We start from the raw sequence: 24,409 nt of genomic DNA on the forward strand, positions 1-24,409 counted from the left end.
GCCCCATTGAAGCGGGTGACTTCGTACTCCCGGTTGAAGTGCCAGTCCCCGCGATTCCACGGCAGCAATGCCGTGGCCCCATTGAAGCCAGCGCGTCCATGAGCCGAACCAGTTCCACCCGCCCGATTCCACGGCAGCAATGCCGTGGCCCCATTGAAGCACCACACACCAAAAGCCAGCCCGCGGGCCTGACGCGGGATTCCACGGCAGCAATGCCGTGGCCCCATTGAAGCCCTGGGTTGTAGTGTTTGCCCGGTAGCGTCCGCATGTCGATTCCACGGCAGCAATGCCGTGGCCCCATTGAAGCGTGTTCTTACTTACCCTTCATGTCCACCCGGACGGGGATTCCACGGCAGCAATGCCGTGGCCCCATTGAAGCCACAATAATCTCTTTGACCTTGTGGGTCGCGGCGATCGATTCCACGGCAGCAATGCCGTGGCCCCATTGAAGCCACGGTTAACCGGGCGCAACGAAAAGGAGGAGAACGATTCCACGGCAGCAATGCCGTGGCCCCATTGAAGCAGGCCCCTCCTCTTCAACTGTGTGGACGAGCGAAACGGATTCCACGGCAGCAATGCCGTGGCCCCATTGAAGCTTGTAGACTTGGAGACGATGCGTCCGCGCCTCGTCCGACGATTCCACGGCAGCAATGCCGTGGCCCCATTGAAGCTCTGAGACTGCGACTGATCGGAACTCGCGCTGGCTCCAGATTCCACGGCAGCAATGCCGTGGCCCCATTGAAGCGGAGCCTGTCCGGGGGAGCCATCATTCCGCTCCCGCCCGATTCCACGGCAGCAATGCCGTGGCCCCATTGAAGCGGTCAACAACTCTGGCGGGACAGCGGGAAGATGGTGGGATTCCACGGCAGCAATGCCGTGGCCCCATTGAAGCTCCTGGATGGCATCAGCGCCCGTCACAGAGCACAGGCCGATTCCACGGCAGCAATGCCGTGGCCCCATTGAAGCTTGCTATTTTCCATCTTGACTCTGGTATAGCTGCGAGATTCCACGGCAGCAATGCCGTGGCCCCATTGAAGCGTGTTCTCCGCGATGACACGGCTGTTCTCCACGATCCGGATTCCACGGCAGCAATGCCGTGGCCCCATTGAAGCCAGGTCAAGCTCTTGACCGTCCTGGTAACGGGCTCGCAGATTCCACGGCAGCAATGCCGTGGCCCCATTGAAGCAGCCGTTCCCGTTGGTTGGCTCTCCGAACAATCCGCGTGATTCCACGGCAGCAATGCCGTGGCCCCATTGAAGCACCAAAGAGGTCTCGGAGAGTGGCAAGCTGTCCGACGATTCCACGGCAGCAATGCCGTGGCCCCATTGAAGCCAGACCGTCTACACTCCCGATGGTCGGCAGATTGTGTGATTCCACGGCAGCAATGCCGTGGCCCCATTGAAGCCAGCCTCAAGGGGAAGATGGCTTCCGCTCGGGGCTGGAGGATTCCACGGCAGCAATGCCGTGGCCCCATTGAAGCTCCGTGATCAGGTCCTTCGCTTCCTCCAGAGTGAGGATTCCACGGCAGCAATGCCGTGGCCCCATTGAAGCGGGGTTGACCAGATACAGTACGATGGCACCTTGATTGCGGATTCCACGGCAGCAATGCCGTGGCCCCATTGAAGCTGGAACTGAGGCTGAACGCCATCACGAAGGCCATGCGGATTCCACGGCAGCAATGCCGTGGCCCCATTGAAGCGACTCGATCGTCAAGCCAGGCGGGCGGATCATCTTCCGATTCCACGGCAGCAATGCCGTGGCCCCATTGAAGCATCAATCGCAGCGTGAACGTACTGAAGTCGTCCGCCCGGATTCCACGGCAGCAATGCCGTGGCCCCATTGAAGCGTGTCATGCTCGCATCACCACGATGATCTGGCTTGTTGGATTCCACGGCAGCAATGCCGTGGCCCCATTGAAGCAAGGCGCGATTCAGCAACACCGGATTGACTTCGCACGATTCCACGGCAGCAATGCCGTGGCCCCATTGAAGCCGGTATTCTTCGCCGTAGATCGCACCCGGGAGCGTCGATTCCACGGCAGCAATGCCGTGGCCCCATTGAAGCGCGAAAGGCTTTCACCCCTTGAGGGCTATGAAAATCGATTCCACGGCAGCAATGCCGTGGCCCCATTGAAGCTGACAAGCACACGGTACAGAGCCGCTCTCGACCATCGATTCCACGGCAGCAATGCCGTGGCCCCATTGAAGCCGTAAGAGTACTAGCCCGAACGACCGAACAGGCGTGTGGATTCCACGGCAGCAATGCCGTGGCCCCATTGAAGCAGAAAAATTCAGGTCAGTCGCTCGCGCGGCCAATAGATTCCACGGCAGCAATGCCGTGGCCCCATTGAAGCGAGCGTTTGCTGGTTCTGCGCCGTGGCGCTGCTGCCCGGATTCCACGGCAGCAATGCCGTGGCCCCATTGAAGCATCGGCCACGCGTCGCAGCTCGGGCTTCACCGCGGCGAAGATTCCACGGCAGCAATGCCGTGGCCCCATTGAAGCTCCCGATATTCGCAAATTACTTGGAGTTATCCACAGTGATTCCACGGCAGCAATGCCGTGGCCCCATTGAAGCAGCGCCTGCCGGAGATTACTCACACGAGCGAATTGCAGCGATTCCACGGCAGCAATGCCGTGGCCCCATTGAAGCTAGGCCAACATGCCCGCCACGATGCCCACGATCAACAGATTCCACGGCAGCAATGCCGTGGCCCCATTGAAGCGTTAGAATTCCCAGATGGTCCAGGTGGTCTCTAGCGTCGATTCCACGGCAGCAATGCCGTGGCCCCATTGAAGCTTACCAGGCTCGCGGGACGAATGCGGCGTGGTCCGCGGATTCCACGGCAGCAATGCCGTGGCCCCATTGAAGCATAGCGCGTTTGAGGAAGATGATCCTGTTATTGAATGATTCCACGGCAGCAATGCCGTGGCCCCATTGAAGCGGCGCCTTTACGGCCTGCCCAAGCTTGGGGCTGGATGGATTCCACGGCAGCAATGCCGTGGCCCCATTGAAGCGCGAATGAGATTCGAGGTGTGATGTTGGGGATTGGGTGGGATTCCACGGCAGCAATGCCGTGGCCCCATTGAAGCATGTTGGACACCAACCTGTCCGACATGGAGCGATACCGATTCCACGGCAGCAATGCCGTGGCCCCATTGAAGCACGCCCGCGTCCTCCAGTGCCTTCGCCACCGCTCGCTGATTCCACGGCAGCAATGCCGTGGCCCCATTGAAGCATCGGAAGCTGCTAGCCACACCCGGAATGGGCAGGGGATTCCACGGCAGCAATGCCGTGGCCCCATTGAAGCCCACCGCCCCCTTAGCCGAGGTTGTTACCGTGCAATGCGATTCCACGGCAGCAATGCCGTGGCCCCATTGAAGCCCGGTGGACACGGCGAGCTCTACCACGTTGGCGGACCTGAAGATTCCACGGCAGCAATGCCGTGGCCCCATTGAAGCAGGATTATTTGACTGCCTTAGCTTCTTCTAGCCCGCTGATTCCACGGCAGCAATGCCGTGGCCCCATTGAAGCCGCGAGGCCGCCTTCACTCATGGGAGTTGCGACCCATGGATTCCACGGCAGCAATGCCGTGGCCCCATTGAAGCACTGCTCGATCATTACGCCCCGCTCGCCCGCGCGCCCCGATTCCACGGCAGCAATGCCGTGGCCCCATTGAAGCGCATTCGCAGTCTGCACATTCTGTGTCGTGCATGCCATACGATTCCACGGCAGCAATGCCGTGGCCCCATTGAAGCTGCTTTGAATTCTCGATGGCAATTCAGGAGGGCGAGACGATTCCACGGCAGCAATGCCGTGGCCCCATTGAAGCTTTTCCCAGGGGGGCGTATCGCCGGCCTCTGCCCGCGATTCCACGGCAGCAATGCCGTGGCCCCATTGAAGCTTCTCCCATTTCGCCCTCTCTTCCTCGAAACGACGCGATTCCACGGCAGCAATGCCGTGGCCCCATTGAAGCGGTCAAATGTCTTAGAATACTTTGCCTTTCTTGCAAGGATTCCACGGCAGCAATGCCGTGGCCCCATTGAAGCATAATTAAATCTGGTTTAATTGCATGAATGAGCTCTGATTCCACGGCAGCAATGCCGTGGCCCCATTGAAGCGGCATGTTCATGATTCTTCTCCTTTCTCATTCCAGGGATTCCACGGCAGCAATGCCGTGGCCCCATTGAAGCTTGATCCAGCACGGGTATGGCCGGATCGAAATCCAGGTGGATTCCACGGCAGCAATGCCGTGGCCCCATTGAAGCTGGACATCCGCGACCGGTTCGATCTCGTCCTCATCCGCGATTCCACGGCAGCAATGCCGTGGCCCCATTGAAGCAATGCCGGATCCATTTTGGATTGCACTTCGACCGACTCAGATTCCACGGCAGCAATGCCGTGGCCCCATTGAAGCCTCAAAGCCCAAGTCGATAAGTTCATCTAGGGGGCCGATTCCACGGCAGCAATGCCGTGGCCCCATTGAAGCCTGAAGGAACGCTTGATTGTCCGAAAGTTGCGGCAGGGGCGATTCCACGGCAGCAATGCCGTGGCCCCATTGAAGCCGGCTTTGGCTCCGGCTTTGGCTCTTCACGGACCGGTTGATTCCACGGCAGCAATGCCGTGGCCCCATTGAAGCCTGATATCTCACCCCGGGCCAGACCCATGGCGAGTGGATTCCACGGCAGCAATGCCGTGGCCCCATTGAAGCGAGCTTTGGCGTTTTCGTGATGACACGTAGGTAGTAGATTCCACGGCAGCAATGCCGTGGCCCCATTGAAGCGCGCAGTTTGTAGGAGACGTGTTCTTCCTTTCCGCGATTCCACGGCAGCAATGCCGTGGCCCCATTGAAGCAATAATCGTAAAGTTCCATTTATTGCAACATCTTGGATTCCACGGCAGCAATGCCGTGGCCCCATTGAAGCTTGGACCGTCATTTTATTCATTTCTTAACGAGAATTGAGATTCCACGGCAGCAATGCCGTGGCCCCATTGAAGCTGAGATTCGTTCAGGCGTCATCACCTTCCCTCCATGATTCCACGGCAGCAATGCCGTGGCCCCATTGAAGCCAACCGCCCCTGCATGCCCTCTATTGGGTAGCCACTTGGAGCAGGAACGTCCGCCTGGAAAGACGAAAACATGAGGGATGGGAGACGATCACTGCTCGTGACCAGGGAACTTGGACTGGGGAGCAGGGAGTGAATCGTTCAGAGCAGGTCTTTGAATTGTTCGGGAGAAATCTCTGCCGAGTCTAGGATGTGTTTCAAGGTGCCAGGCTTGATGGTGTGATGACGGGGGATGATGACGAGATGCTTGTCGTTGGTCATTGAAATATGCTTGCCCTCACGAAGTACGTAGAAGCCGGCGTGTTTGAGGGCTCTCACGACACGGTCATGAAAGACCTGGGGCAGTTTCGTCATACGCTGACTTCGACGGTCTTGAGCTTATGACGGCGTTTGAGATCCTCAATGCTTTCCAGGTAGGCCTTAATGGCGTCTTTGATATTTTCCAGGGCTTCTTCTTCGGTTTCGCCCTGGGAGACGCAGCCTTTTAGCGTGGGACAATATACGACATACCCGCCGGCCTCCTGATCTTGCTCTATGACGATTGGATATTCCATATGGCCTCCCAAGTCATATGTTGTGGAGGTCATTATAACAGAGAGCGAGAGCGGTTAAGGCTTACTGATCAAATTCTGCAAGGTGAGAGCGATATGGTTCCATGACACCACATTGAAGCGAGCCGCACCCCCGACCCCTTGATCTTCGAGTTCCCAAATTCCCCTGCACAGCCGTGGCTCCATTGAAGGCCGGCCCTCAACGGCGTGGGGCTCTGGACAGAGGCGTCCGGGTGAGATGTGAACGAAGAACGGAAGCGCGGGTCTTGTCCCGTGGCATGCGCGAGGGACAAGGCGCACGTACTCTTGTGAGGCTTCCGGTTACGTGGCACAATGCGGCCCACTTTGGCCTCGGGCAGTTTGTGCCTGTCCGCCGTGCTTGCACAGACAGGTCGATGGGGGAGATAGTGTCGCGTGATGGGTGATCGGCGATGGCGGGGCACGAGTCGATGATATGTGATTGGCCCTCACCCGGCCTCTCCCCTCAGGAGAGAGGGGAATCGGAGGACTGTGATGCAGGATGGGGATGGGTAATGGTAAGGCGTAAGGGAGTCCGGTGAGACGTGCGGGATCGAATGATCAATAAGGCGTGACGGGGGGACAACGTTCCGGCGTGGGCGCCGCGAAGGGGATCCAAACCCTGTGTGAAGGAGGCGATGATGGCGGACAATCAGACTTCCTTGTTCGATGCCGATACCGCCGACCGGGGGATGACGGGTGAGCTGGTCCTGCGCGCGCAGCCGAACCGGCCGCTGACCAAGGCGCAACGCACGTTCAACCGGCTGGTGGGCAAGATCGAGACATTGCGGAAGAAGCTGGCCGGCGACACGCGCCGCCTGGATGCGGCGCTCGCGTATGATGCACAGCATCTGCATCCGCGGCGGGTGAGGCTGACGGCCTTGCGCAAGGACCTGCTGCGCGCGCTGGGGCCGTTTCTCGACGATCCGCGCCTGCCGCGCAAGCGTGAGCGGAAGGCGCTGGAGGGCCTCATCGCGGACCATTTGGACGCGCTCGTGCAGGCGGAGGGCTCGCTCGCCGATAGCGATCTTCGGGCGCTCTTCGAACGGGTGCATCGGATCAGCTTCGACCGCGCGGAACGAGAAGGGTTCGAAGCCGTGCGCTCGATGATGGAGGAGGCCTTCGGCGAATTCGGTCTCGATGTGGATTTGTCCGACATTGAGCCGAATGCGAGCGAGGAAACGCTGGCCGCCAAGGCGGCTGAGATGGCGGACCGGCTCCAACGGCAGTTCGAGGAAGAGGCCGGCGCCCGGTCAGACCGGCCTCAATCGAAGCGCCAATCGGCGAAGGAGCTGCGGCTGAAGCAGGCGGAGGAGATGCGCAAGAAGAGCCTCACGACCATCTACCGACAACTCGCGAAGGCGCTGCACCCCGACCTCGAGCCCGATCCTGAACGGAGGGAGCGCAAGGTCGCGCTGATGCAGGAGCTGACCACCGCCTACCATGACAACGATCTGCACAGCCTCCTCCGTCTGGAACTCGCCTGGCTCCAGCGGGAAGAAGGCGACATCGAGCGGCTGACCGACGAGAAGTTGGCGGTCTACAACCAGGTGCTCAAGGAGCAGGCCGACGAACTCCAGTGGGAGCTTGACGAGTTGCCGTACCATCCCCGCTATCAGCCGATCATGGTCGAGACCGGGCCGCTCGGGATCCCCATGCAAACGGACGGTCCGACGGAGGCGTGGCGGCTGGACCGGATGATTGTCAGCCTGGAGGCGGGGCTGGCGCGACTGCGGACCGACGAGGCGCTCGCGGAGGTGCGCGGCGCCATCCAGGCGTTCAGGGCCGTGAGTCAGGGTCGGTCTTAGACACGAGCAACGAATGGGGCGAGGGACGAGGGATGCGGAAGGGGACGCGTGGCGGGGAGCGCGGAGATTACGGCAAGAGGTCGGCGACAGAGACCGAGGCGTCGGGGCGGGCGAGCGGCGTGATCTTGTCGGTGGCCGTCAACCGTTGGCTGGCGTGGTAGCGAGCCGGCTGGTCGGCGGAGGACATCGGGTCGCGGTACACCTCGAGGCAGCGTTCCGCGAGATTGACGATCCAGTACTCAGGGACGCCGGCGCGGGCATAAATCGCCCTCTTCTGGTCCCGATCCAACGGGAGGGTGGTGTCTGATACCTCGACAAGGAGCAGAGCCGAGCGAGGGTGTTGGTTGCGATAATCGTCCGGGGCTCCTGGAACAACCGCAAGGTCTGGTTCCGGCTCCGAATCGGGATCAACGATAAGCGGCATTTGCACGCGGACCCAGACATTCGGTCCAAAGATGCGGTCGAGCACGCGTTGGGTCTTTCCGATGGCTGCGGCATGCGGGCTGTTTTGGGGAGTCATGGTGACGATTTCACCGTCGATCAGTTGGACACGGTCGTCCGGACTGAAGATGCCCGCTTCGGCCATGCGGTCGTATTCCTGACGAGTCCAGCGTTTGGTTTGGATGGCCGGTGCAGCCATGAGCGCCCTCGGGTCGATGTGTGACCAGTCTAACAAAGCAACGGGTTGATCACAAGAATTCCACGGCATCACGGCCGTGGCGCCATTGCATGAAGTAACCGGGGTGGATTATCGTTAACGGGTGACGGCAACGCGTGCCCGGCAAGTCCCCTGCCTCACGGTTTCCTGCGGCGCTGTTCATTCGTCGATGGGTCGCGGCCGGTTTTGCTGCGAACTGCTCTCGCGTCGCCTCGGTATCGGGCCGGCGGGAGGCCGAACTCGCGCTTGAAGGCGCGGTTAAAGGACGGCTCCGACTCATAGCCCACTTCCCCGGCAATTTGAACCACGCTGTCGTTCGTGGAGGCGAGCCGTTGCGCGGCGAGCTGCAGCCGCCAGCGCGTGAGGTAAGCCATGGGGGTTTCCGAAAGATACCGACGGAACCGCTCGGCCAGGACGGACCGCGAGGTTCCGACTTCGCTCGCGAGGGAAGCGATCGTCCAGGGATGGGCCGGTTGGCGATGCAGCAGGGCCAAGGCCTTTCCGACCTCCGGGTCGCGGACGCCGGCGAGCCATCCGGTCTGTTCCGGCGGAAGCCGCGCGATGTAGCGCCGCAGGGTTTCGATGAACAGGACTTCGGACAAACGGGCGAGCACGGCCTCACCACCGGGCCTGGATGCATCGGCGTGCCCTACCGCATAGCGGACGGACTGCTCCAGCCATTGGCCGGAGTCGTCGTCTCGGATATGAACCTTCAGAATCGGCGGCAACCCTCCCAGAAAGATCCGGCTGAGTTGCGGCTCGCAGGCCATGTACCCGCAGACGACTCTGGTGATCTCCCCACCTCCGCCTCGGCGTGAGAGCGTGAGGCCCTCCGCTAACACCCGTTGCAGCTCTTGCGCGCTGTCGAACGGCGTGACGGGCGTCCCGTTTCCCATCAGGTGCGAATCGCCGCGCGGAAAGATGACGAGGTCGCCCGCGTTGAGCGGAAGCGGCCGATCGTCCCCCTCCACCTGAGCATACCCGCGGCCCTCGGTCAGCAGGTGATAGACGATCACATGCCGGGAGTCTGCCGAAAGATAGGACGCCATGAGGCGCGAGGTGGGTGAGCGAAAACACCAGGGCGCGGAAAATTCGCCGTTGTAAAACAGGGCTCCGTCGAGCTTGATCGATTTGAGGACTTCGGAGAGGACATCCATGCTGGTTCACACCGGTGCGATCGGCCTGTCGGCGAAGTCTATCGGACGCCTGGGTAAGTGATAGCACTTTCCGGCTAAGAGAACCAGACGCTCGGATAAGACAACGTGCGGCCTACGTCCTATAGTGCGCCGTGCGATGATGTCATGGCCGCAGCGGGGCCGAAGCGGCTGTCGATCGATCCGAACGATCCGACCCCCCCACACCAAGGAGGACCACCATGTCGACCGGCGCTCTTTCGTCTGAAGCGGACAGTCTGAAGGCAAGGCTCAAGCAGACCTGGATGGCCGGCGACTACGATCGATTCTCGCGGTACCTGGAAGGCGGAGCGCGGGAGTTTTACGAGCGCCTCGCGGTCCCGCCTGGTTCCCGCTTACTGGATGTCGGTTGCGGCTCCGGCCAGCTCGTGCTGATGGCCGCGAAGGACGGTCTGGACGTGACCGGCGTGGACATTGCGAGCAATTTGATCGAGCGGGCGCGGGCGCGCGCGCAAGCGGAGGGGTTGCGGGTCCGCTTCGAGGAGGCCGATGCCGAGGCGCTCCCCTTCGAGGATGCAAGCTTCGACGCGGTCGTGAGCTTGATCGCCGCGATGTTTGCACCGCGGCCGGACTTTGTCGCCAAAGAACTGCTGCGAGTCTGCACGCCGGGCGGCACCATTGCCATGGCCAATTGGACGCCGCAGGGTTTCGTCGGGCAGATGTTCAAGGCGGTCTCGAAATTCATTGCCCCCTCCGGGATGCCCGCGCCGGTCCTCTGGGGCGACGAAGCCACGGTCCGGGAACGATTCGGCCAGGGGCTGGCGGAGCTTCACCTGACAAAGCGCCACTATCTGTTCAGCTATCCCTTTCCTCCCTCGGAGGTGGTGGAGTTCTTCCGCCTCTACTATGGGCCGACCAATCGGGCCTTTGCGTCCCTTGACGGCGGCGGCCGTGAGCAACTTCGCCAGGAACTTGAGACCCTCTGGTCGGCTCACAATCGAGCGGGCCTGGGCTGCACCATGGTCTTGGCTGAGTATCTGGAGGTGATCGGCGTTCGAGCGTGAATGGCCTCTCGCAGCAACGGATCGTGGAGGTCGATCGCGGGCTAAGTAGAGCTGGTTCCGGCTTAACCCAACAGGCTTCGGAGAAAGGCGCTCCATCGGCTCGCGAGATCGTACCCGTACACCCAGTAATAGAACGTGGTACCGACGAGCGCGTGCGACACCGCGAGGGGCCAGAGCCGGCGGTCGCGAAGGTACAACCAACTCCAGAGGGTTCCGCCCAGGGCCGCCAAGAGCATGATCTCGAGGTCGGTGGCGTGAACCAGACCGAAGATCAGCCCATTGAGCGAGGACTGCGCGAGCGGATGGAGTGAGGGACAGAGCGCCCGCACCCGGCCGAGCAGGTAGAACTGAAAAAGAATTTGTTGGATCAAGGCCCAGGGCAAATACAGCAGGACGGCGGTGGGGATGTAGGGGTGGAGGATCCTGGCCTTCACGCCGGGCCAATCGGCTCCCTGATAGCCGATCACGGCTCCGACCGCGAACCAGACGAGCATCACGATCACCGTCATTGTCATCGTGACGGCGACCCCCCGCCAGCGGCTTGCGTGGCCGACTTCGGCCGCTGGCGAGCCCCAACATTGCCCCTTGCGGTTGTTGGCGCCGAGGAGGACGAGACCGACGGCAAAGAGGGCGAGGCCGAGATCCACGACGATGGGCCGTCGTGGAAACAGCGCCAGGAAGCAACCCGCCAGGATCCCCAACACCAATAACTCAACCGCCGCTCTGCGCTGTCGAGGCGTCTGGCAAATGGCCTCGTCGGCCCTGGCTGAGAATATAGCCATGGAGACATCCGCCGCCCGCTTCATCATAGCAAACCGAGCCAAGCGGAACGCAACGGCGTCAACGACTGGCTGAGGCCGGAGCCAAAGGGCAAGGCACGAGCGGTTACTCGGATCGGTTCTGAGCGACCGGATGGTCTTCGAACCGTTTGGGCGGATGATTCTGGAAGGCCACGTTGAAGACGGCGACGTTGAGATGTTGGAACTCCAGCCGTTTCTCTCGTGCCGGAAACGCGCGGTCTCCAATCGCGAGGAGCTGCTGCTTGTTGAGGACCAGATCCCGCTTGTCATACACGGACCATTCATATTCCCGCGTCATCCCGAGGGCATCGACCGGGCAGGCGGTCACGCAGAGCCCGCAAAACAGACATCGGGTCATATCCATGGTATAGGCCTTGGCATAGCGCTTGGTCGGCTCTCCCGGGACCTCGGCGCTTGTCACGGTGATCACGCGTGATGGACAGGCTGCCTCGCACAGATCGCAGCCCACGCATTTCTCCGTCCCATCGTCGTACCGCAGCAGCGCGAGCATGCCGCGAAAGCTCTCGGGCAGGAGGGGCTTTTCATGAGGATATTGAACCGTGAAGGGCTTATAAAAAAGCAGATGTCTCAGCGTGGTAGCCATGCTCATCACGATTTCGTAGAGCAGCAGTCGCCTGGCCCACGCTCTGAGCCGATCCCATCGCGTTGACATCGTCAGGCCTCGTGTCATGACGCCTCGTAGTGGTTCGTCCCGGAAGTTCGTTCTCTTGATCTGCCAGAGCATTCCCCCTTCGACGGAAGCACTCTCCTCTCATGCTATGGCTTGCCGGTGGCGGTCCGTCACTGGAGGTTCCCCTAGCCCGCATTATTCACGATGATTTCTACTGCAACCGCCGTTCGACCCGTTGCTGGTAAAGAGCAACAGGTACCCCGGCTGCGACAAGGCTGGCCGTGCCCGAAGGGCCGCCAGCCGGGCGGGCTCGCCGCTCGCTCCCTCGACATACTGTCGCAAGTATGCCTCGGGCTCTCGTGGCTCCGCGCGAGGGTACCCATTGCTCTTCTCCGTGCAATGGGTCCAACGCGTGGCATCTCCGCGGTTTCGTCACGAATTCTCATGAATCATGCGGGCTAGCCCACATGATTCATGAGGGCTTCTACTGCAACCGCCGATAAGCCTTGCGCCGGTGGACCGTGCAAGCTCGCGCGAACGAGGAATGGCTGCCCAATCGAACTCACTGGGTGTAGACTGTCAGGGCTGGATGACCGGCCGGGCGGTCGAGCTGATCCACCGAGGCAGAAACGACCGGACAAGATGGGCACCATGCGCTACCGATCCCATCTGGCGGAACTCAAGACGACGCTGTCGGCCCATCAGCTTGAAGTGCTGAATAGCGAGATGGTCCGGCTCCACAAGTCCGCACTGACAGCCTATGCCCTATGGTTGGTGCTCAGTTGGTTCGGCGTGCATCACTTCTATTTGGAACGGCCCTGGAAGGCAATCGCCTATATTCTGGCCTTCACGGTGGGAGCGGCCGGGTTGGTCCTGGGGTTTCTGCTCTCATGGGTCATGGACGAGACCTGGAGCCTGGCGTTCCGCGGTGCGGCGGTCGGCGGCGGCTTGGTTCTGGCCGGTTGGTGGTTCGTCGATCTCGTCACGCTCCATAAGCAGGTGGAGCGCTACAACGAAGAGATGGAAGCGCAGGTCATCGAGGCGCTTCGCGAGCCCGGCGGTCCGCCTCGCCCCGAGCAGCGAAGCAGGCCGTGGCCGTTGTATCTGAACAACTAATCTCAATCCGAGAAGAATCATGGTTCGGCGATCCATTTGCTCCTCTCATCCGAAATTCTTCTCGGAAGACAGCGAACCACGTCGGCATGGGCGCTCATGATGCATCGCATCCTTGTGGCCGGACTGTGGACGCTTCTCTCCGGGGGCTTCGCCTGGGCCGCCGGCTACGACTTGCTCATGAGCCGGGAGGAGCGGCTGTGCCGGCAGGTGGGAGAGGCGCTCATCCCGCTCTCCGATGGGTCGGTCGGATTCAGACCGGATGATGAGCGGATTCGTCCCTTGGCCTGGCAGCCGGTTCAGTTGGGAGGGGATGCGCCCAAGACCACCCGCTGTTCCGAATTGCAGCAGGCGCTGGTCGATCTGAACAACGACGGGCGGCAGGACCTGGTCATCCGCACCCGTTTCTGCATGAAGGGGAAACCGAGCGACAGTCTGTACCTGTTTCCGGAAGACAGTCCGGTGTTGCAACAGGCGACCTGGCAGGATCTGACGCCCCTTCACGCCACGCCGGACAAGTTCGAGCGGACAGGCGGGACGTATCTCTTACAGGTTGGGGAAGCCGGCGGCGCCTCGGCCGTGTTGCGCACGCTGTTTGCGATCGAGTCGTTCGTGATGGATGGGCGGGCCTACGTGAGCCTAACTTCGCCGCCCTATATATACGTGGTGATCGCCTCCTACCAAGGCGGCGATTCGTTCCGGGATCTGTGCTATCTGCGGAGGCAGCCGTCCCCCATCCGCTAGCGGCGCCGGGAGCCTCCCGCGTTGACCCTGTTCCTGCCGAACAACCTCCGCCTCTTCACCCATGCTGCACCTTGGAGCGCTTTCATCGCGTCCTTCATCAGGATCACGAGAATCGCGGATGGGAAGAGGAGCAGCAGAACATACCACCAGGTCCACAACATGACCGGGCCTCCATTCGTGAAGTAGCGATGACTTCAGCAAGGCCTGTGCCGTTGTGCGCCGTCGTGGGCCTGGCTGATAGAGAGCAAGGGCTAAGCCATTGGCTTCGCAAGGAAAAGCGGGGGCAAGGTCCCCTGGCAGGAAGGGAGAACCGGAAAGACGACGTCAGTGGGTTGCCCGAACGCCGTCCCGCAAACGAAACAGCCTGTTGAGGGAATCACACGGACTTGGTCCAGAATTGTTAGGTGAGGCGGGCCAAACGGTCGCAGGCGTCGGCGAGGTCCTTCTCGGTCTTGGCGTAGCAGAACCGGATGAAGCGATGGCCGGTCTCGCCTTGAAAGAAGGCTTCGCCAGGCACGCCGGCCACGCCGGTCTTTTCGAGCACATACATCGCCCGCTCTTTTCCGGTCTTTCCCGGTATAAGGGAGACATCCGCCAGGACATAATAGGCTCCTTGGGGAACCGATGGGGGCAGGCCCGCCCGTTGCAGCGCCTCGCAGAACCGATCGCGCTTGGCCTGATACTCGGTCGCAAGTTCGACATAGAACTCCTGCCGCAATTCATTGATCCCCGTCGCCACCGCATGTTGCAGCGGGGCCGGCGCGCAGACGTACAGCAGATCGTTCATCGACCCGATGGCTTGGGCCCAGCGCGGCGCGGCGATGGTATGGCCGATCCGCCAGCCGGTAATCGCAAAGGTTTTCGAATAGCCGGAAATCGTGATCGTCCGCTCGGCCATGCCGGGCAGCGATGCCAGGCTCACATGCGGGCGGCCGTCGTACAGGAAGTATTCATAGATCTCGTCGGTGATGACGAACAGATCCCGTTCCATGGCGATCCGGCCGATCTGCTCCAGCTCGGCGCGGCTGAAGACCTTGCCGGAGGGATTCGACGGGGTGTTGACCACGATGGCCTTGGTGCGAGCGGTGACGGCCTCCTCGAGCGCGCGGAGGTCGAAGGCCCAGTCGGGCGGGAGCGTCGGGACGATGCGCGGAACCGCATCAACCGAGGCCAGCGCATGCAGATGGTAGGCATAGTAGGGTTCGAACACGATGACTTCATCGCCGGGATCGAACAGGGCCATGCAGGCGCAGTGGAACGCGCCGGTCGCGCCCGCCGACACCGTGATATCGGTCTCGGGGTCCGGGGAAAAGCCGTTGTAGTGGGCCGTCTTTCTCGCCAAGGCCTGGCGTAACTGAGGCAACCCGTCGAACCTCGTATAGATGTTGTAGCCGAGATCAACCGCATGTTGGACGGCGTGGGCGACCACCGGGGGCACGCCCGTATCGCACACGCCCTGCGCCATGTTGATGCCCTTGATCTGGACGCAGGCCTGGGTCATGGCGCGAATGTCCGATTGCCCCAGGCTGGCTGTGCGCTGACTCCATGCTCGCCTCGTGTCTCGCGTCATGATTGATCCCTTCGAATCAGGCGGTGCGTTGGCTCCGTTCGGATGCCGCCGCTCTCGCGGCAATCACCTGCGCGCAGCGGTCGGCGCTGAGGATGGCTCCCTCGACCGAGTCCGGTAGGCCGGTATCGGTCCAGCCGCCGGCCAGCAACAGGTTGGAAAAGGGCGATTCCGTCACGGGCCGGTAGGCGGTGGCGCCGGGACGGGCCATGAGGCAGGCTCGCTCCCGCTTGATGACCTGCGCCTTGGCCAGGCGCGCCTGGCTCAGCTCGGGGAGCGCCGTCTTGACGTCCGTCCACGCGAAGTCCGCCAGCGCCTGGTCGGAATGGTGCATCAGATCGGCCCGGCCGGTCGCGACCAGCGAAACGAGCGCGTTCTTCTCTGATCCAGGCGCCCGACGGATGACGAGCCAATGGAAGGTGTGGCCGACCAACAGGGCCAGGCGAGGCGTCTCGCTCGGCGCCTCCAGCCAGAGATGGACGGTGAGGCCGACGGCGTCGGCAAGCTTGCCCAGTTGATGAAAAGTCGCATAGTGCGTGACGACTCCCTCGGGCAACAGGTCGGAGAGGCGCCGAGGCGGCACCGCTGCGACGTACCAATCGGCGGTCAATACCCGCCGGTCTTTCACTCGCACGCCGGTCACGAGTTGGCCCTTCACCTGAATCTGGTCGAACAGGCAGCCGGTGTGCAGGATCACCTGCCGTTTCTTGTATTGCTCCACGACCGGCCTGATCAGCAGGCTGGACCAATCCCGGTCGGGGATGCCGACGCGCGAGTTGGCCCTGGTGGTCAAGAAGCTGCGCCGGAGCATTTCGACCAGCAGGCCGGCCGAGGCCGAGGACAGCTCGCTACTCAACAGAAAGCGGGAAAGCGGCGCCCACACGTTGACCTGAGCCTCCTCCGATTGCCGGATATCCGTCAGCCATTGATCGGCGCGGCGGCTGTCCAGATCCAGTGGAAGCCCCGGATCCTCTTCCCAGGTCCGTTCGAGAAATACGAGCGCCCGCCAGAGATCGCGGAGCGTGAGGCCGCGCGACGCGGCCAGGCCGAGGATGCTGTGGAACGGAGCGGGCAGCCAGAGGTTGCGCAGCCGCTTGGCCCCATGATCCCTTGTCCGGAACTCGATCTGGCCCGGCGTGCGGAATTGGGCATGTTTGAGCGTGCCGAGATCCTTGAGAAGCTGCAATGTCGCGGACTGGTGTCCGAAAATCACGGGCGGGATCGCGTCCACGAGGCTCTGATCCTCTCCGGGCGCGACGAGACCTCCGCCGAGGCGGTCGCGCTCTTCGAGCAGCGTGACCGAGTGGCCCTGTTGGCCCAGGCGAAAGGCCGCCGCCAATCCGGCCGGGCCGGCGCCGAGCACGAGGACCGAAGCAGGACGTGTCATGCCGAGGCCTGGGACAGGAGACGTGATCGAAGTCGGGACCGAAGCCAGATCGCCGCTGCGACCCCCAGCCGGTGAGGAGACGAAAGACGGATGCGCGGCCCGAACACCTGGTAGTTGGACGATTCAATGCGCATGAGGATGCGGCTGTAGACCCCGCGCATGATTTCCGCGACAGTCAGGAGCTGTCGATCCGATGCCGGCAACTCCTCAAGGGTCTGCCGGGCCTTGGCATAAAACTCCCGAGCCCGCTCGCATTCAAACCGCATCAAGGCATGGAAGGCCGGCGTCATGCGCTCCGCGAGCAGATCTTCCTCCGTGTACGCAAACCGGGCCAAGTCCTCCAGCGGCAGATAGATGCGGCCGTTGCGCGCATCGACGCCCAGGTCGCGGAGGATGTTCGTCAATTGAAATGCGAGCCCGAGGTCGATGGCATAGGCCGTGGCTTTAGGCGATCGAGCGCCGAAGATGCGAAGACAGATCAAGCCCACCACCGACGCCACCCGATAGCAATATTGGTAGAGGTCGGTGAAGGTCTGGTAGCGGGTCATGCTCAGGTCCATCTCGACCCCGTTGATCAGTTCCTCGCACAACTCCTGCGGAATGTCGAACAGCCTCGCCTGTGCCGACAGGCTGATCGTCACCGGATGGGTGGGCTGGCCCTGGTACGCCGCGGTCAGTTCCTGCCGCCACCGCCGTAGCTCCTCCTGGGGGTTGCTTCCGGCCGGCGGTTCATCCACGGCGCTGTCCACTTCCTTGCAGAAGGCATAGACGGTATACATCGCCTCCCGTCGCTCGCGCGGGAGAAAGAAGAACGAGTAGTAGAAGTTGCTGCCGCTCCGTTTGGTGAGCGTCGTGCAGTAGGCTTGGGCCTCGGCCGGCGTCACGGCTTACACCTTGATATGGTCTTGCAGCCAGGTGACGAGCTGCGCACCTGGCGGCGTGGATGCCGGGGGGCGTTCATGTGCCAGCAGAACTTCCAGGATTTCTAAGCCATCGACGAGCCGGGGACCGGGCCTGGAGAAGTGCGCGTTGCCGTCGAGCGCAAACACCAGCCCGTGACGCACGGCCTGCAACTGATCCCAGGGGAGGGCCGGGCAAGAGGACCGGAGTTCTTCGACCGTGCGCTCCAGCGTGAAGCCACAGGGCATCACGAGCAGCACGTCCGGCTCCGCCGCAACCATGTCGTCCCACGAGACTTTCCGAGAGGGCGCCCCGGCTGTTCCCAGCACGGCTCGTCCTCCGGCCAACGCGACCAACTCGGGAGTCCAGTGCCCCGCCACATAGAATGGATCGAGCCATTCCACACACACGACCTTGGGTCGCCGCGTACGGGCCGATTGGCGATTCCGCACCCTTTCGCAGCGACTGCGCAGATCATCGACCAGGGACTCGGCCGCCTCCGTCCGGCCGGTTGCCTGGCCGATCTGCAGGATATCCAGAAAGACCTCCTCCAACGTGACCCCTCCCACCGTCACCACCTGCGGCTTGGCCGGCAAGCAGGTGAGCGCCTGGTCGAGGTGTTCGGGGGTGATGCCGCAGACGTGACAAAGGTCTTGCACGATCAGCAGATCCGGCCCGGCTGTTGCCAACGCGGCGGCATCGATCTCGAACAGCGGGGCTCCCACGGCCAGCCGTTCCGTGACGGTCCGGTCGATCTCGCGGCAGGAGGCCGTGGTTGGGGCGGTGAACGGTCCGGTCACCACCGGCAGGCCGGCGATCGTTGGGGGATGATCACACTCGTGGCTCACGGCCACGAGGTGATCGGTCAGTCCCAAGGCCGCGATGATCTCGGTCGCGCCGGGCTGGAGTGAGACGATGCGCATGGCCGGTAATCGTCAAGCGTCAAGGGTGAGACAACGCAGCCTTATCCACTCGGTCATGTGCGAATGACGGTTGACCATCGACGAGTGACGGTTCAGCCTGTCCCCCACAGCCGTCCGCTCAGCTCGTGGAGGTTAACCTGATCCAAGCCGGGCGTGATGGCGTCTGCCTCGTCCAATTCGCCGATCGCATGGGTGTTGGCCACGGCCAGGACCTTCATGCCAGCGGCCTTGCCGCTTCGGATGCCCGGAATGGAATCCTCGATCACCAAACATTCATCGGGCTTGATGGGAGCGGTTGTCGCGATCCCATCGGGTTTGTTCAACAGCTCCAATGCCAGCAGGAAGGGCTCCGGGTCCGGCTTTCCCCTGGCCACGTCCTCGGCGCTGGCGATCTGTTGAAAACAATCCCGCAAGCCGATCGTCTGCAAAATCAACTCGATTTCAGGCCGGAGCGCGCCCGAGGCGATGGCCAGCGGATACTGCCGGCTGGCCTGCCGGACGAATGTGGGCACCCCGGGCAGCACCACCAAATGGTTGCGCACCGCCTCCAAATAGGCGACGGCCTTCCGTTCCATCAAGGAACGGACCGTCTCGGCCGGCGTCGGGCGGCCGTTGGCGGCGAGAGCCGTCATGAAACAGCCCCGGTCGTCGAAACCCAAATAGTTGGCGTAGTAGTCGGTCTCGCTGAGCGAGAGGCCGATCCCTTCCAACACCTGCTGGAAGGCTCGAAAGTGCAGCGGTTCGGTATCGGCGATGACGCCGTCGAAGTCAAAGATGATCGCGCGCAGCATGGTTGGACTCTCGATGAGAGCGGCAGTATAGCACAGGAGTCCGGGCGAGAGAGAAGACGAATGCGGATCGGCTGATTGAAGCGGAAGAATCGTCGGTGAGGCGCCGGACTTATAACGGAGCCGAGGCTGCCTTTCGGGCAGCCTCGGCGCATCGGGGCTTACGCAGGGTTGCGGGAGACGAGTGTTCCGTTACGGCATGAGGCGCAGCATCTTTTCAGGAATCCATCCCTTGGTTCCCTGCTCGGTGCGCACGGAGTAGACCCACCCCGTCGGTTGGAGATCGCCGTCCAGCACGATCAACGCGCTGCCCGGCTTGACCGACGGACCGGGCTGCCGTCCGGCCGGATCCTGTGACAGGATCAACGGGCCGGCCGTGCCGACGATGGTGACGCGCTGGCCTTCGCTGAATTGCGGATCGATGAACGGTTTGGCGGCGGCGGTCGGTCCCGGGGCCGGGGTCGGCGAAGGCGCGGGAACGGCGCTCGGTCCCGGCGGCGCCGAGTCCGTCGGAGCCGGCGCGGGGGACGAGGGCGCAGGCTTGGGAGCGGCCGGCTTCGGCGGCGGAATTTGCGCGAGCGGCGGCGTGGCGACCGGTTCTCCCAAGAGAGGATTGAGCAGATCCATGACGATATCAGGGTCCATCGCGACATAGGCTCCGCCGCCCAGGAGCAGCAACAGCAGGATCCACATCACCGGGCTGCTGCCCTTGCGCTTCGGCGGCTTGTTCGCAGGGGAAGGCTGCCCCGATCCCGATTCCGCCTCTTCCAACACATCCTCTTCGAATTCCAAATCCGGTTCGGGCGCTCGGGCAAAGAGGAGATTCCATTGTGGAAATTGCGCGACGCCAGTTGACCACCCGCTATGAGCGAACATGGATCACCTCTCGTGGGCTGTGTGAAACGCGGTCTGAGCAGTCTCTTTCGTTGCTTGTGATAGCACCCTCATCCGGCCCTGTCAAACTTCCGCTGAAATCGTGCGGGGTTAGCCCAAGCGGCTTTCTGTCGATTGAACGCTCGGCGCTGCTCCACGGACTCAGCAGTATTGAATGTTGGCGCACGAAAGTACTTGTTTCTCGCGGCTGCCGGTTCGAAATACGGTCAGCCCCTTGCAACCCAGGTGATAAGCCAAGCGGAACGCCGCGGCGACATCGGCCTGTGAGGCGCCGGCCGGGAGGTTGATGGTCTTGGAGACGCCGCTGTCGCTGTACTTCTGGAACGTCGCCTGCATTTTGACATGATGTTCCGGGCTGACATCGTGGGCGGTCACGAACAACCGGCGCAGGTCCGGCGGAATCTCCGTCAGGTGCTGAATCGATTCCTGTTGGGACACCTCCCGGATCAAGGCGTCGGTCGCAATGCCGTGGCGGCGCGCCAGGCGCAGGAACTCGGGATGCACGGTGGCCAAGCGCACGTCGTCCATCACGGTTCGGACGAAGCTCACGCCGTAGAGCGGCTCGATGCCGGCGGAGCAGTCGGCGATGATGCTGATGGTCCCGGTCGGGGCAATGGTCGTCACGGTCGCGTTGCGGCGGCGTTCCCCGCTCTCTTTCAGGCGGCTTTTGGCGTAGTTGGGAAACACGCCCCGCGCCCGCGCCAGGTCGGCCGAGGCTTGATGCGCATGTTCGCGGACGAACCGCATCAGCGATTCGCCGAGTTTCAAGGCCTCTTCGCTGTCGTAGGGGATGTTCAGCAAGATCAACAGGTCCGCGAAGCCCATGACGCCCAGGCCGATCTTGCGATTGCGCGTTGTCACCTCCGCAATCGCCTCCAGCGGGAACCGGGTCATGTCGATGACGTTGTCGAGAAACCGCACGGCCAGCCTGATCGTCTCGGCCAGCCGCTCGTACTCGATATGCCGCGTCTGTTCCGGCCCCGCGACGAACTTCGACAGGTTGATCGAGCCCAACACGCAGGATTCGTAAGGCAATAGCGGCTGCTCGCCGCAGGGATTGGTGGCTTCGATCTCGCCGACGGCCGGCGTCGGTTGGGTCCGGTTGATCTGGTCGAGGAAGATGATGCCCGGTTCGCCGCTGGTCCAGGCCGCTTCGATGAGCGCATCGAAGACCATCTGCGCGGAAACCCGGCGCACGACCTTGTTGGTCCGAGGATTGATCAAGGGATAGTCGCGCCCGCGGGCGACGGCCTGCATGAACGCATCCGTGACGCCGACCGAGATGTTGAAGTTGGTCAATTCCTGGGGATGCCGCTTGGCCTGGATGAATTCCAGGATGTCGGGATGGTCCACGCGGAGAATCCCCATGTTGGCGCCGCGGCGGGTGCCTCCCTGCTTGATCACGTCGGTGGAGGTGTTGAAGATCCGCATGAAGGACACCGGACCGGAGGCGATGCCGTGAGTTGTCGCGACGACGTCGTCCTTCGGCCGCAGCCGGCTGAACGAGAAGCCGGTGCCGCCGCCGGATTGATGGATCAGCGCCTGATGCTTGAGGGTCTCGTAGATCGATTCGAGCGAATCCTCGACGGGGAGCACGAAGCAGGCGGAGAGTTGCTGCAACCGGCCCCCGGCGTTCATGAGTGTCGGGGAGTTCGGCAGGAACTCCAGTTTCGCCATCATGTCATAAAACGAGCGGGCCAGGCGGGCGGGCGGCACCCGCTTGCGGTAACCCCGTTCCGCCTCGGCGATATTGGCGGCCACGCGATGGAACATCTGGGCCGGTGTTTCGACGAGACGCCCCTGCGTGTTCTTCATGAGATAACGCCGCTCCAAGACGGTCAGCGCATTGCGAGAGAGTTGGGGAACTGTCGGTCGAGGAGTGGGCACGGGTGATCCTGTCGAGAGTGGGCTTGTCCTGCAATTATATGCGATGCAAGGCGTCAGTGCCAGCAAGGCGGTGACGGCCATGCGTCCGACCACCATCCGATTGCGAGCCGAGCCTCATTCGACCGTGACCCGATCATCCGTCTGTCTTCCGAAGCCGCGTCGTCGGCGGCGGGCTTGCAACTCCGGCGGAGCGTGAGGCATCATCGTGCAACGGATCGTCCGTCGCCCCCATGAAACACTATCGGGAAGAACTCTCGTTCGAAACGTCGACTCGCCGCGCCTATCTGAACATCACGCCGCAGGTGGAGGGGGCGGTGCGGAAGAGCGGCATCCGGGAAGGGTTCGTCCTCGTCAATGCCATGCACATCACCGCGAGCGTCTACATCAATGACGACGAGCCGGGCCTGCTTCAGGACTACGACGAGTTTCTCGAACGGCAGGCTCCTCAGACCGGCTCCTATCGCCATAATCTGACGGGAGAAGACAACGGCGACGCCCACATCAAACGCCAACTCATGGGGCGGGAAGTGGTCGTGGCGCTGACCAACGGGCGATTGGACTTCGGTCCCTGGGAACAGATCTTCTACGGCGAGTTCGACGGGCGGCGCAAAAAACGCGTCCTGATCAAGATCATCGGGGAGTAACCATGACCGGATGAGGTCGGATGCGTCGATGATGAAACTTTGAGAAGCTTGCCTCTCCATTCAATCTTTGGCAACATGATCTCGGCCGGTTCGCAAGTCCGCGCGAGCCGGCGCGACATTCGAAGGAGCACCACATGTTCAGTTGGACCCGTCCCGATCCCCTCACGCGGGACCTGATTCACCTCATCAACGCCCGCCGGCACGATCACGGGGACAACGATGCGGCCGTCGATACGCTCCAGGCGTTCTTGGACCAGGGGCGGGAGCAGGAACTGCTCATGGTCATGGCCGCGCTGGACGAAGAGATGGCCGAATGGTTGTTCGACCTGCTGGCGGAAGCGGCCTGTTCGGTGATGATGGAGGTCCACGATCCGGACGAGAAACCGTCCTATGCGATCATGGGCGCCCTGGCGTTGCCGTTGCAGGCCAACCTCGCGTTGCCGCTCGGCTTAAAGGTCGATCCGGTCGCGACGGCGAACCTGCTGCACCAGTATTTGCGCGTGCCGCCCGGCACGGTCATCACGGTCGAGCCTCGCTTATTGACCGATGCGACGCTGGACCTGCTCAGCCTGCAAACGATCCATGATCATTTGTCGCTGTTGGCGGAATCACAGCGGCCGCAGCCGGTGGCGGCGCGGCTCCATCCTCCCGTCGAAAATACCGCGTTTCTCATGTTCGAGTTGATCGGAGCGACGGAGCCGGGGCTGCCCGAGGGGATGGAAGAACAGGATCGGCGCGCGCTGTTGGCCGGCTTGATGGAACAATGCGCCGAATTGGCGCAGGCGCCTCATATGATCGAAGCGCCGGTCTACGCCGCCTATGCGCTCTACGACGCGCAAAACGCCGTCCGCCTGCACCGGTTGGCCGATGAAACCGCGGCGGTCTGGCGCGAATTGGATCCGGCCGTGCGCGCCCGCACCATCGTCCATCTCCACACGCAATGCGGCAACGGGGTGTACATGCCCATCTGGACCGACCTGTTCGATCCCGATCTGCCTGAAGACCATGGGCCGGTCTGGACCTCGCCGGACGTGTGGGTCTTCACAGCCGATCTTCCGATCGAATGGCCTGGCGAAATGTTGACGAACCGCCTGCTCGCCGAAGGCTGCACCAAGTTCGAGAACCACATCGTCGAAACGCCGGACAATTGACGCGCGGCCGCTCGCCGCGCCGGCATTCGCGCGACCGGTCATGAGATGGAGTGCCTCCCATGCCTGATCCTCGCCCCGGGCGATCGTCGTGGCCGGCCAAATTGGTCACGTGTTGCGTGCTGGGGTTCGTCTGGTCGTTGATCTGGGTCAACCTGCCGAAAACTCTCTTCAGCGCCTGGACCGGAACCAGGTTGGAGACCGGTTTCGAGTCCCGCCCATCCCTCATCATGGCGCCGGAATCGCGGCCGGGTCCTGAGAGAGGGCAGCCGCCAGGCGGCACGCCCGCCGTGTCGCGGGACGCGACCGGATCGCCGGCTTTCCCACGCGACCAGCCGGTTCTCTCACTCGAACGGGAGCCGGAGTTGAACTGCGCCGAGGAAGTCAGAAAGCTCTGTGGCGAGGTGGAACCGGGAAGCGGGCGATTCCGAGATTGTCTTCGCATGTACGGGAGTTGGCTGCCCGCCGCGTGCCAGCGCCGTCCTGGCGACCAGGAGGGGCGTTCTCCAGACGGAGCCCGCGCCGTCCTCGCGTCCTGCCGAGCCGATATCCGGAAGGTGTGTCCGCAGGCGCCCCTGCGCGGCGGACCCATCTTGCACTGTCTGCGGACTCACGCGGAGGAGCTATCCTCCACATGCACGGAGGTGCTGATCCAGCAGCGCGTGCTGGACTGACGACAGCCAGCC

20 protein-coding genes and 1 CRISPR repeat array (1 of these 21 cut by a window edge) are annotated in these 24,409 nt (G+C 62.4%); of the genes, 7 read left to right on the top strand and 13 right to left on the bottom strand.

The window, feature by feature from the left end; translation table 11 throughout:
• Window positions 1-5,068: direct repeats of the CRISPR family, unit length 36 nt; unit sequence GATTCCACGGCAGCAATGCCGTGGCCCCATTGAAGC; it begins 1,486 nt to the left of the window's first position.
• Between the two features lie 138 nt (window positions 5,069-5,206).
• The gene (locus tag QWI75_RS09005; RefSeq protein ID WP_289268361.1) at window positions 5,207-5,419 is read right to left on the bottom strand and encodes a type II toxin-antitoxin system HicA family toxin; all 213 of its coding nucleotides are present in this window, start codon (window positions 5,417-5,419) and stop codon (window positions 5,207-5,209) included.
• A complete protein-coding gene (locus QWI75_RS09010) occupies window positions 5,416-5,619 on the bottom strand; it encodes a type II toxin-antitoxin system HicB family antitoxin (RefSeq protein WP_289268362.1) in 204 nt (67 codons plus the stop codon). The genes QWI75_RS09005 and QWI75_RS09010 overlap by 4 nt, the downstream gene beginning before the upstream one ends.
• Window positions 5,620-6,272: 653 nt before the next feature.
• On the opposite strand from QWI75_RS09010, the gene QWI75_RS09015 reads away from it, so the two are divergent.
• On the top strand, window positions 6,273-7,442 hold the full coding sequence (locus QWI75_RS09015) for a coiled-coil domain-containing protein (protein ID WP_289268363.1): 1,170 nt from the start codon (window positions 6,273-6,275) through the stop codon (window positions 7,440-7,442).
• A 67-nt stretch (window positions 7,443-7,509) separates the two neighbouring features.
• Here QWI75_RS09015 and QWI75_RS09020 read toward each other — a convergent pair whose 3' ends face one another.
• A complete protein-coding gene (locus tag QWI75_RS09020) occupies window positions 7,510-8,082 on the bottom strand; it encodes a Uma2 family endonuclease (protein ID WP_289268364.1) in 573 nt (190 codons plus the stop codon).
• A gap of 155 nt (window positions 8,083-8,237) precedes the next feature.
• Window positions 8,238-9,257, bottom strand: coding sequence for an AraC family transcriptional regulator (locus tag QWI75_RS09025; protein WP_289268365.1), 1,020 nt, complete (start codon window positions 9,255-9,257; stop codon window positions 8,238-8,240).
• A 218-nt stretch (window positions 9,258-9,475) separates the two neighbouring features.
• Here QWI75_RS09025 and QWI75_RS09030 point away from each other — a divergent pair, with 218 nt between their 5' ends.
• A complete protein-coding gene (locus QWI75_RS09030) occupies window positions 9,476-10,297 on the top strand; it encodes a class I SAM-dependent methyltransferase (protein WP_289268366.1) in 822 nt (273 codons plus the stop codon).
• A 62-nt stretch (window positions 10,298-10,359) separates the two neighbouring features.
• On the opposite strand, the gene QWI75_RS09035 is transcribed toward QWI75_RS09030, so the two are convergent.
• On the bottom strand, window positions 10,360-11,079 hold the full coding sequence (locus tag QWI75_RS09035; protein ID WP_289268367.1) for a CPBP family intramembrane glutamic endopeptidase: 720 nt from the start codon (window positions 11,077-11,079) through the stop codon (window positions 10,360-10,362).
• Between the two features lie 103 nt (window positions 11,080-11,182).
• Complete coding sequence (gene nuoI / locus QWI75_RS09040; RefSeq protein WP_289268368.1) at window positions 11,183-11,770, bottom strand: NADH-quinone oxidoreductase subunit NuoI; 588 nt, start codon at window positions 11,768-11,770, stop codon at window positions 11,183-11,185.
• A gap of 609 nt (window positions 11,771-12,379) precedes the next feature.
• Between nuoI and QWI75_RS09045 the strand changes: the two genes are divergently transcribed.
• Together QWI75_RS09045 and QWI75_RS09050 are read left to right on the top strand one after the other, a co-directional pair.
• Window positions 12,380-12,844, top strand: a complete 465-nt coding sequence (locus tag QWI75_RS09045; protein ID WP_289268369.1) for a TM2 domain-containing protein — start codon at window positions 12,380-12,382, stop codon at window positions 12,842-12,844.
• A gap of 96 nt (window positions 12,845-12,940) precedes the next feature.
• Complete coding sequence (locus QWI75_RS09050) at window positions 12,941-13,585, top strand: hypothetical protein (protein WP_289268370.1); 645 nt, start codon at window positions 12,941-12,943, stop codon at window positions 13,583-13,585.
• A 400-nt stretch (window positions 13,586-13,985) separates the two neighbouring features.
• On the opposite strand, the gene QWI75_RS09055 is transcribed toward QWI75_RS09050, so the two are convergent.
• The 7 genes from QWI75_RS09055 to QWI75_RS09085 form a co-directional block, all read right to left on the bottom strand.
• Window positions 13,986-15,155, bottom strand: a complete 1,170-nt coding sequence (locus QWI75_RS09055) for a pyridoxal phosphate-dependent aminotransferase (protein ID WP_289268371.1) — start codon at window positions 15,153-15,155, stop codon at window positions 13,986-13,988.
• A gap of 16 nt (window positions 15,156-15,171) precedes the next feature.
• The gene (locus QWI75_RS09060; RefSeq protein WP_289268372.1) at window positions 15,172-16,539 is read right to left on the bottom strand and encodes a hydroxysqualene dehydroxylase; all 1,368 of its coding nucleotides are present in this window, start codon (window positions 16,537-16,539) and stop codon (window positions 15,172-15,174) included.
• On the bottom strand, window positions 16,536-17,423 hold the full coding sequence (gene hpnD / locus QWI75_RS09065) for a presqualene diphosphate synthase HpnD (RefSeq protein ID WP_289268373.1): 888 nt from the start codon (window positions 17,421-17,423) through the stop codon (window positions 16,536-16,538). The genes QWI75_RS09060 and hpnD overlap by 4 nt, the downstream gene beginning before the upstream one ends.
• 3 nt (window positions 17,424-17,426) lie before the next feature.
• The gene (locus tag QWI75_RS09070) at window positions 17,427-18,362 is read right to left on the bottom strand and encodes a cobalamin-binding protein (RefSeq protein ID WP_289268374.1); all 936 of its coding nucleotides are present in this window, start codon (window positions 18,360-18,362) and stop codon (window positions 17,427-17,429) included.
• Window positions 18,363-18,454: 92 nt separating this feature from the next.
• Window positions 18,455-19,153 carry an HAD family hydrolase gene (locus QWI75_RS09075; RefSeq protein WP_289268375.1) on the bottom strand — a complete coding sequence of 233 codons (699 nt, stop codon included), beginning with the start codon at window positions 19,151-19,153 and terminating at the stop codon, window positions 18,455-18,457.
• 189 nt (window positions 19,154-19,342) lie between these two features.
• Window positions 19,343-20,026 carry a hypothetical protein gene (locus QWI75_RS09080; protein WP_289268376.1) on the bottom strand — a complete coding sequence of 228 codons (684 nt, stop codon included), beginning with the start codon at window positions 20,024-20,026 and terminating at the stop codon, window positions 19,343-19,345.
• A 159-nt stretch (window positions 20,027-20,185) separates the two neighbouring features.
• Window positions 20,186-21,931, bottom strand: coding sequence for an adenosylcobalamin-dependent ribonucleoside-diphosphate reductase (locus tag QWI75_RS09085; protein ID WP_289268377.1), 1,746 nt, complete (start codon window positions 21,929-21,931; stop codon window positions 20,186-20,188).
• A gap of 230 nt (window positions 21,932-22,161) precedes the next feature.
• On the opposite strand from QWI75_RS09085, the gene QWI75_RS09090 reads away from it, so the two are divergent.
• The 3 genes from QWI75_RS09090 (at window position 22,162) to QWI75_RS09100 (ending at window position 24,397) form a co-directional block, all read left to right on the top strand.
• Window positions 22,162-22,575 (top strand): secondary thiamine-phosphate synthase enzyme YjbQ, encoded by a 414-nt coding sequence (locus QWI75_RS09090; RefSeq protein WP_289268378.1) that lies wholly within the window; start codon window positions 22,162-22,164, stop codon window positions 22,573-22,575.
• Between the two features lie 134 nt (window positions 22,576-22,709).
• Complete coding sequence (locus QWI75_RS09095; protein ID WP_289268379.1) at window positions 22,710-23,726, top strand: hypothetical protein; 1,017 nt, start codon at window positions 22,710-22,712, stop codon at window positions 23,724-23,726.
• Window positions 23,727-23,785: 59 nt separating this feature from the next.
• Complete coding sequence (locus QWI75_RS09100; protein ID WP_289268380.1) at window positions 23,786-24,397, top strand: cysteine rich repeat-containing protein; 612 nt, start codon at window positions 23,786-23,788, stop codon at window positions 24,395-24,397.
• Window positions 24,398-24,409 lie beyond the last annotated feature (12 nt).

Origin of the sequence: Nitrospira tepida, assembly GCF_947241125.1 — a bacterium.
Taxonomy (GTDB): Bacteria; Nitrospirota; Nitrospiria; order Nitrospirales; family Nitrospiraceae; genus Nitrospira_G; species Nitrospira_G tepida.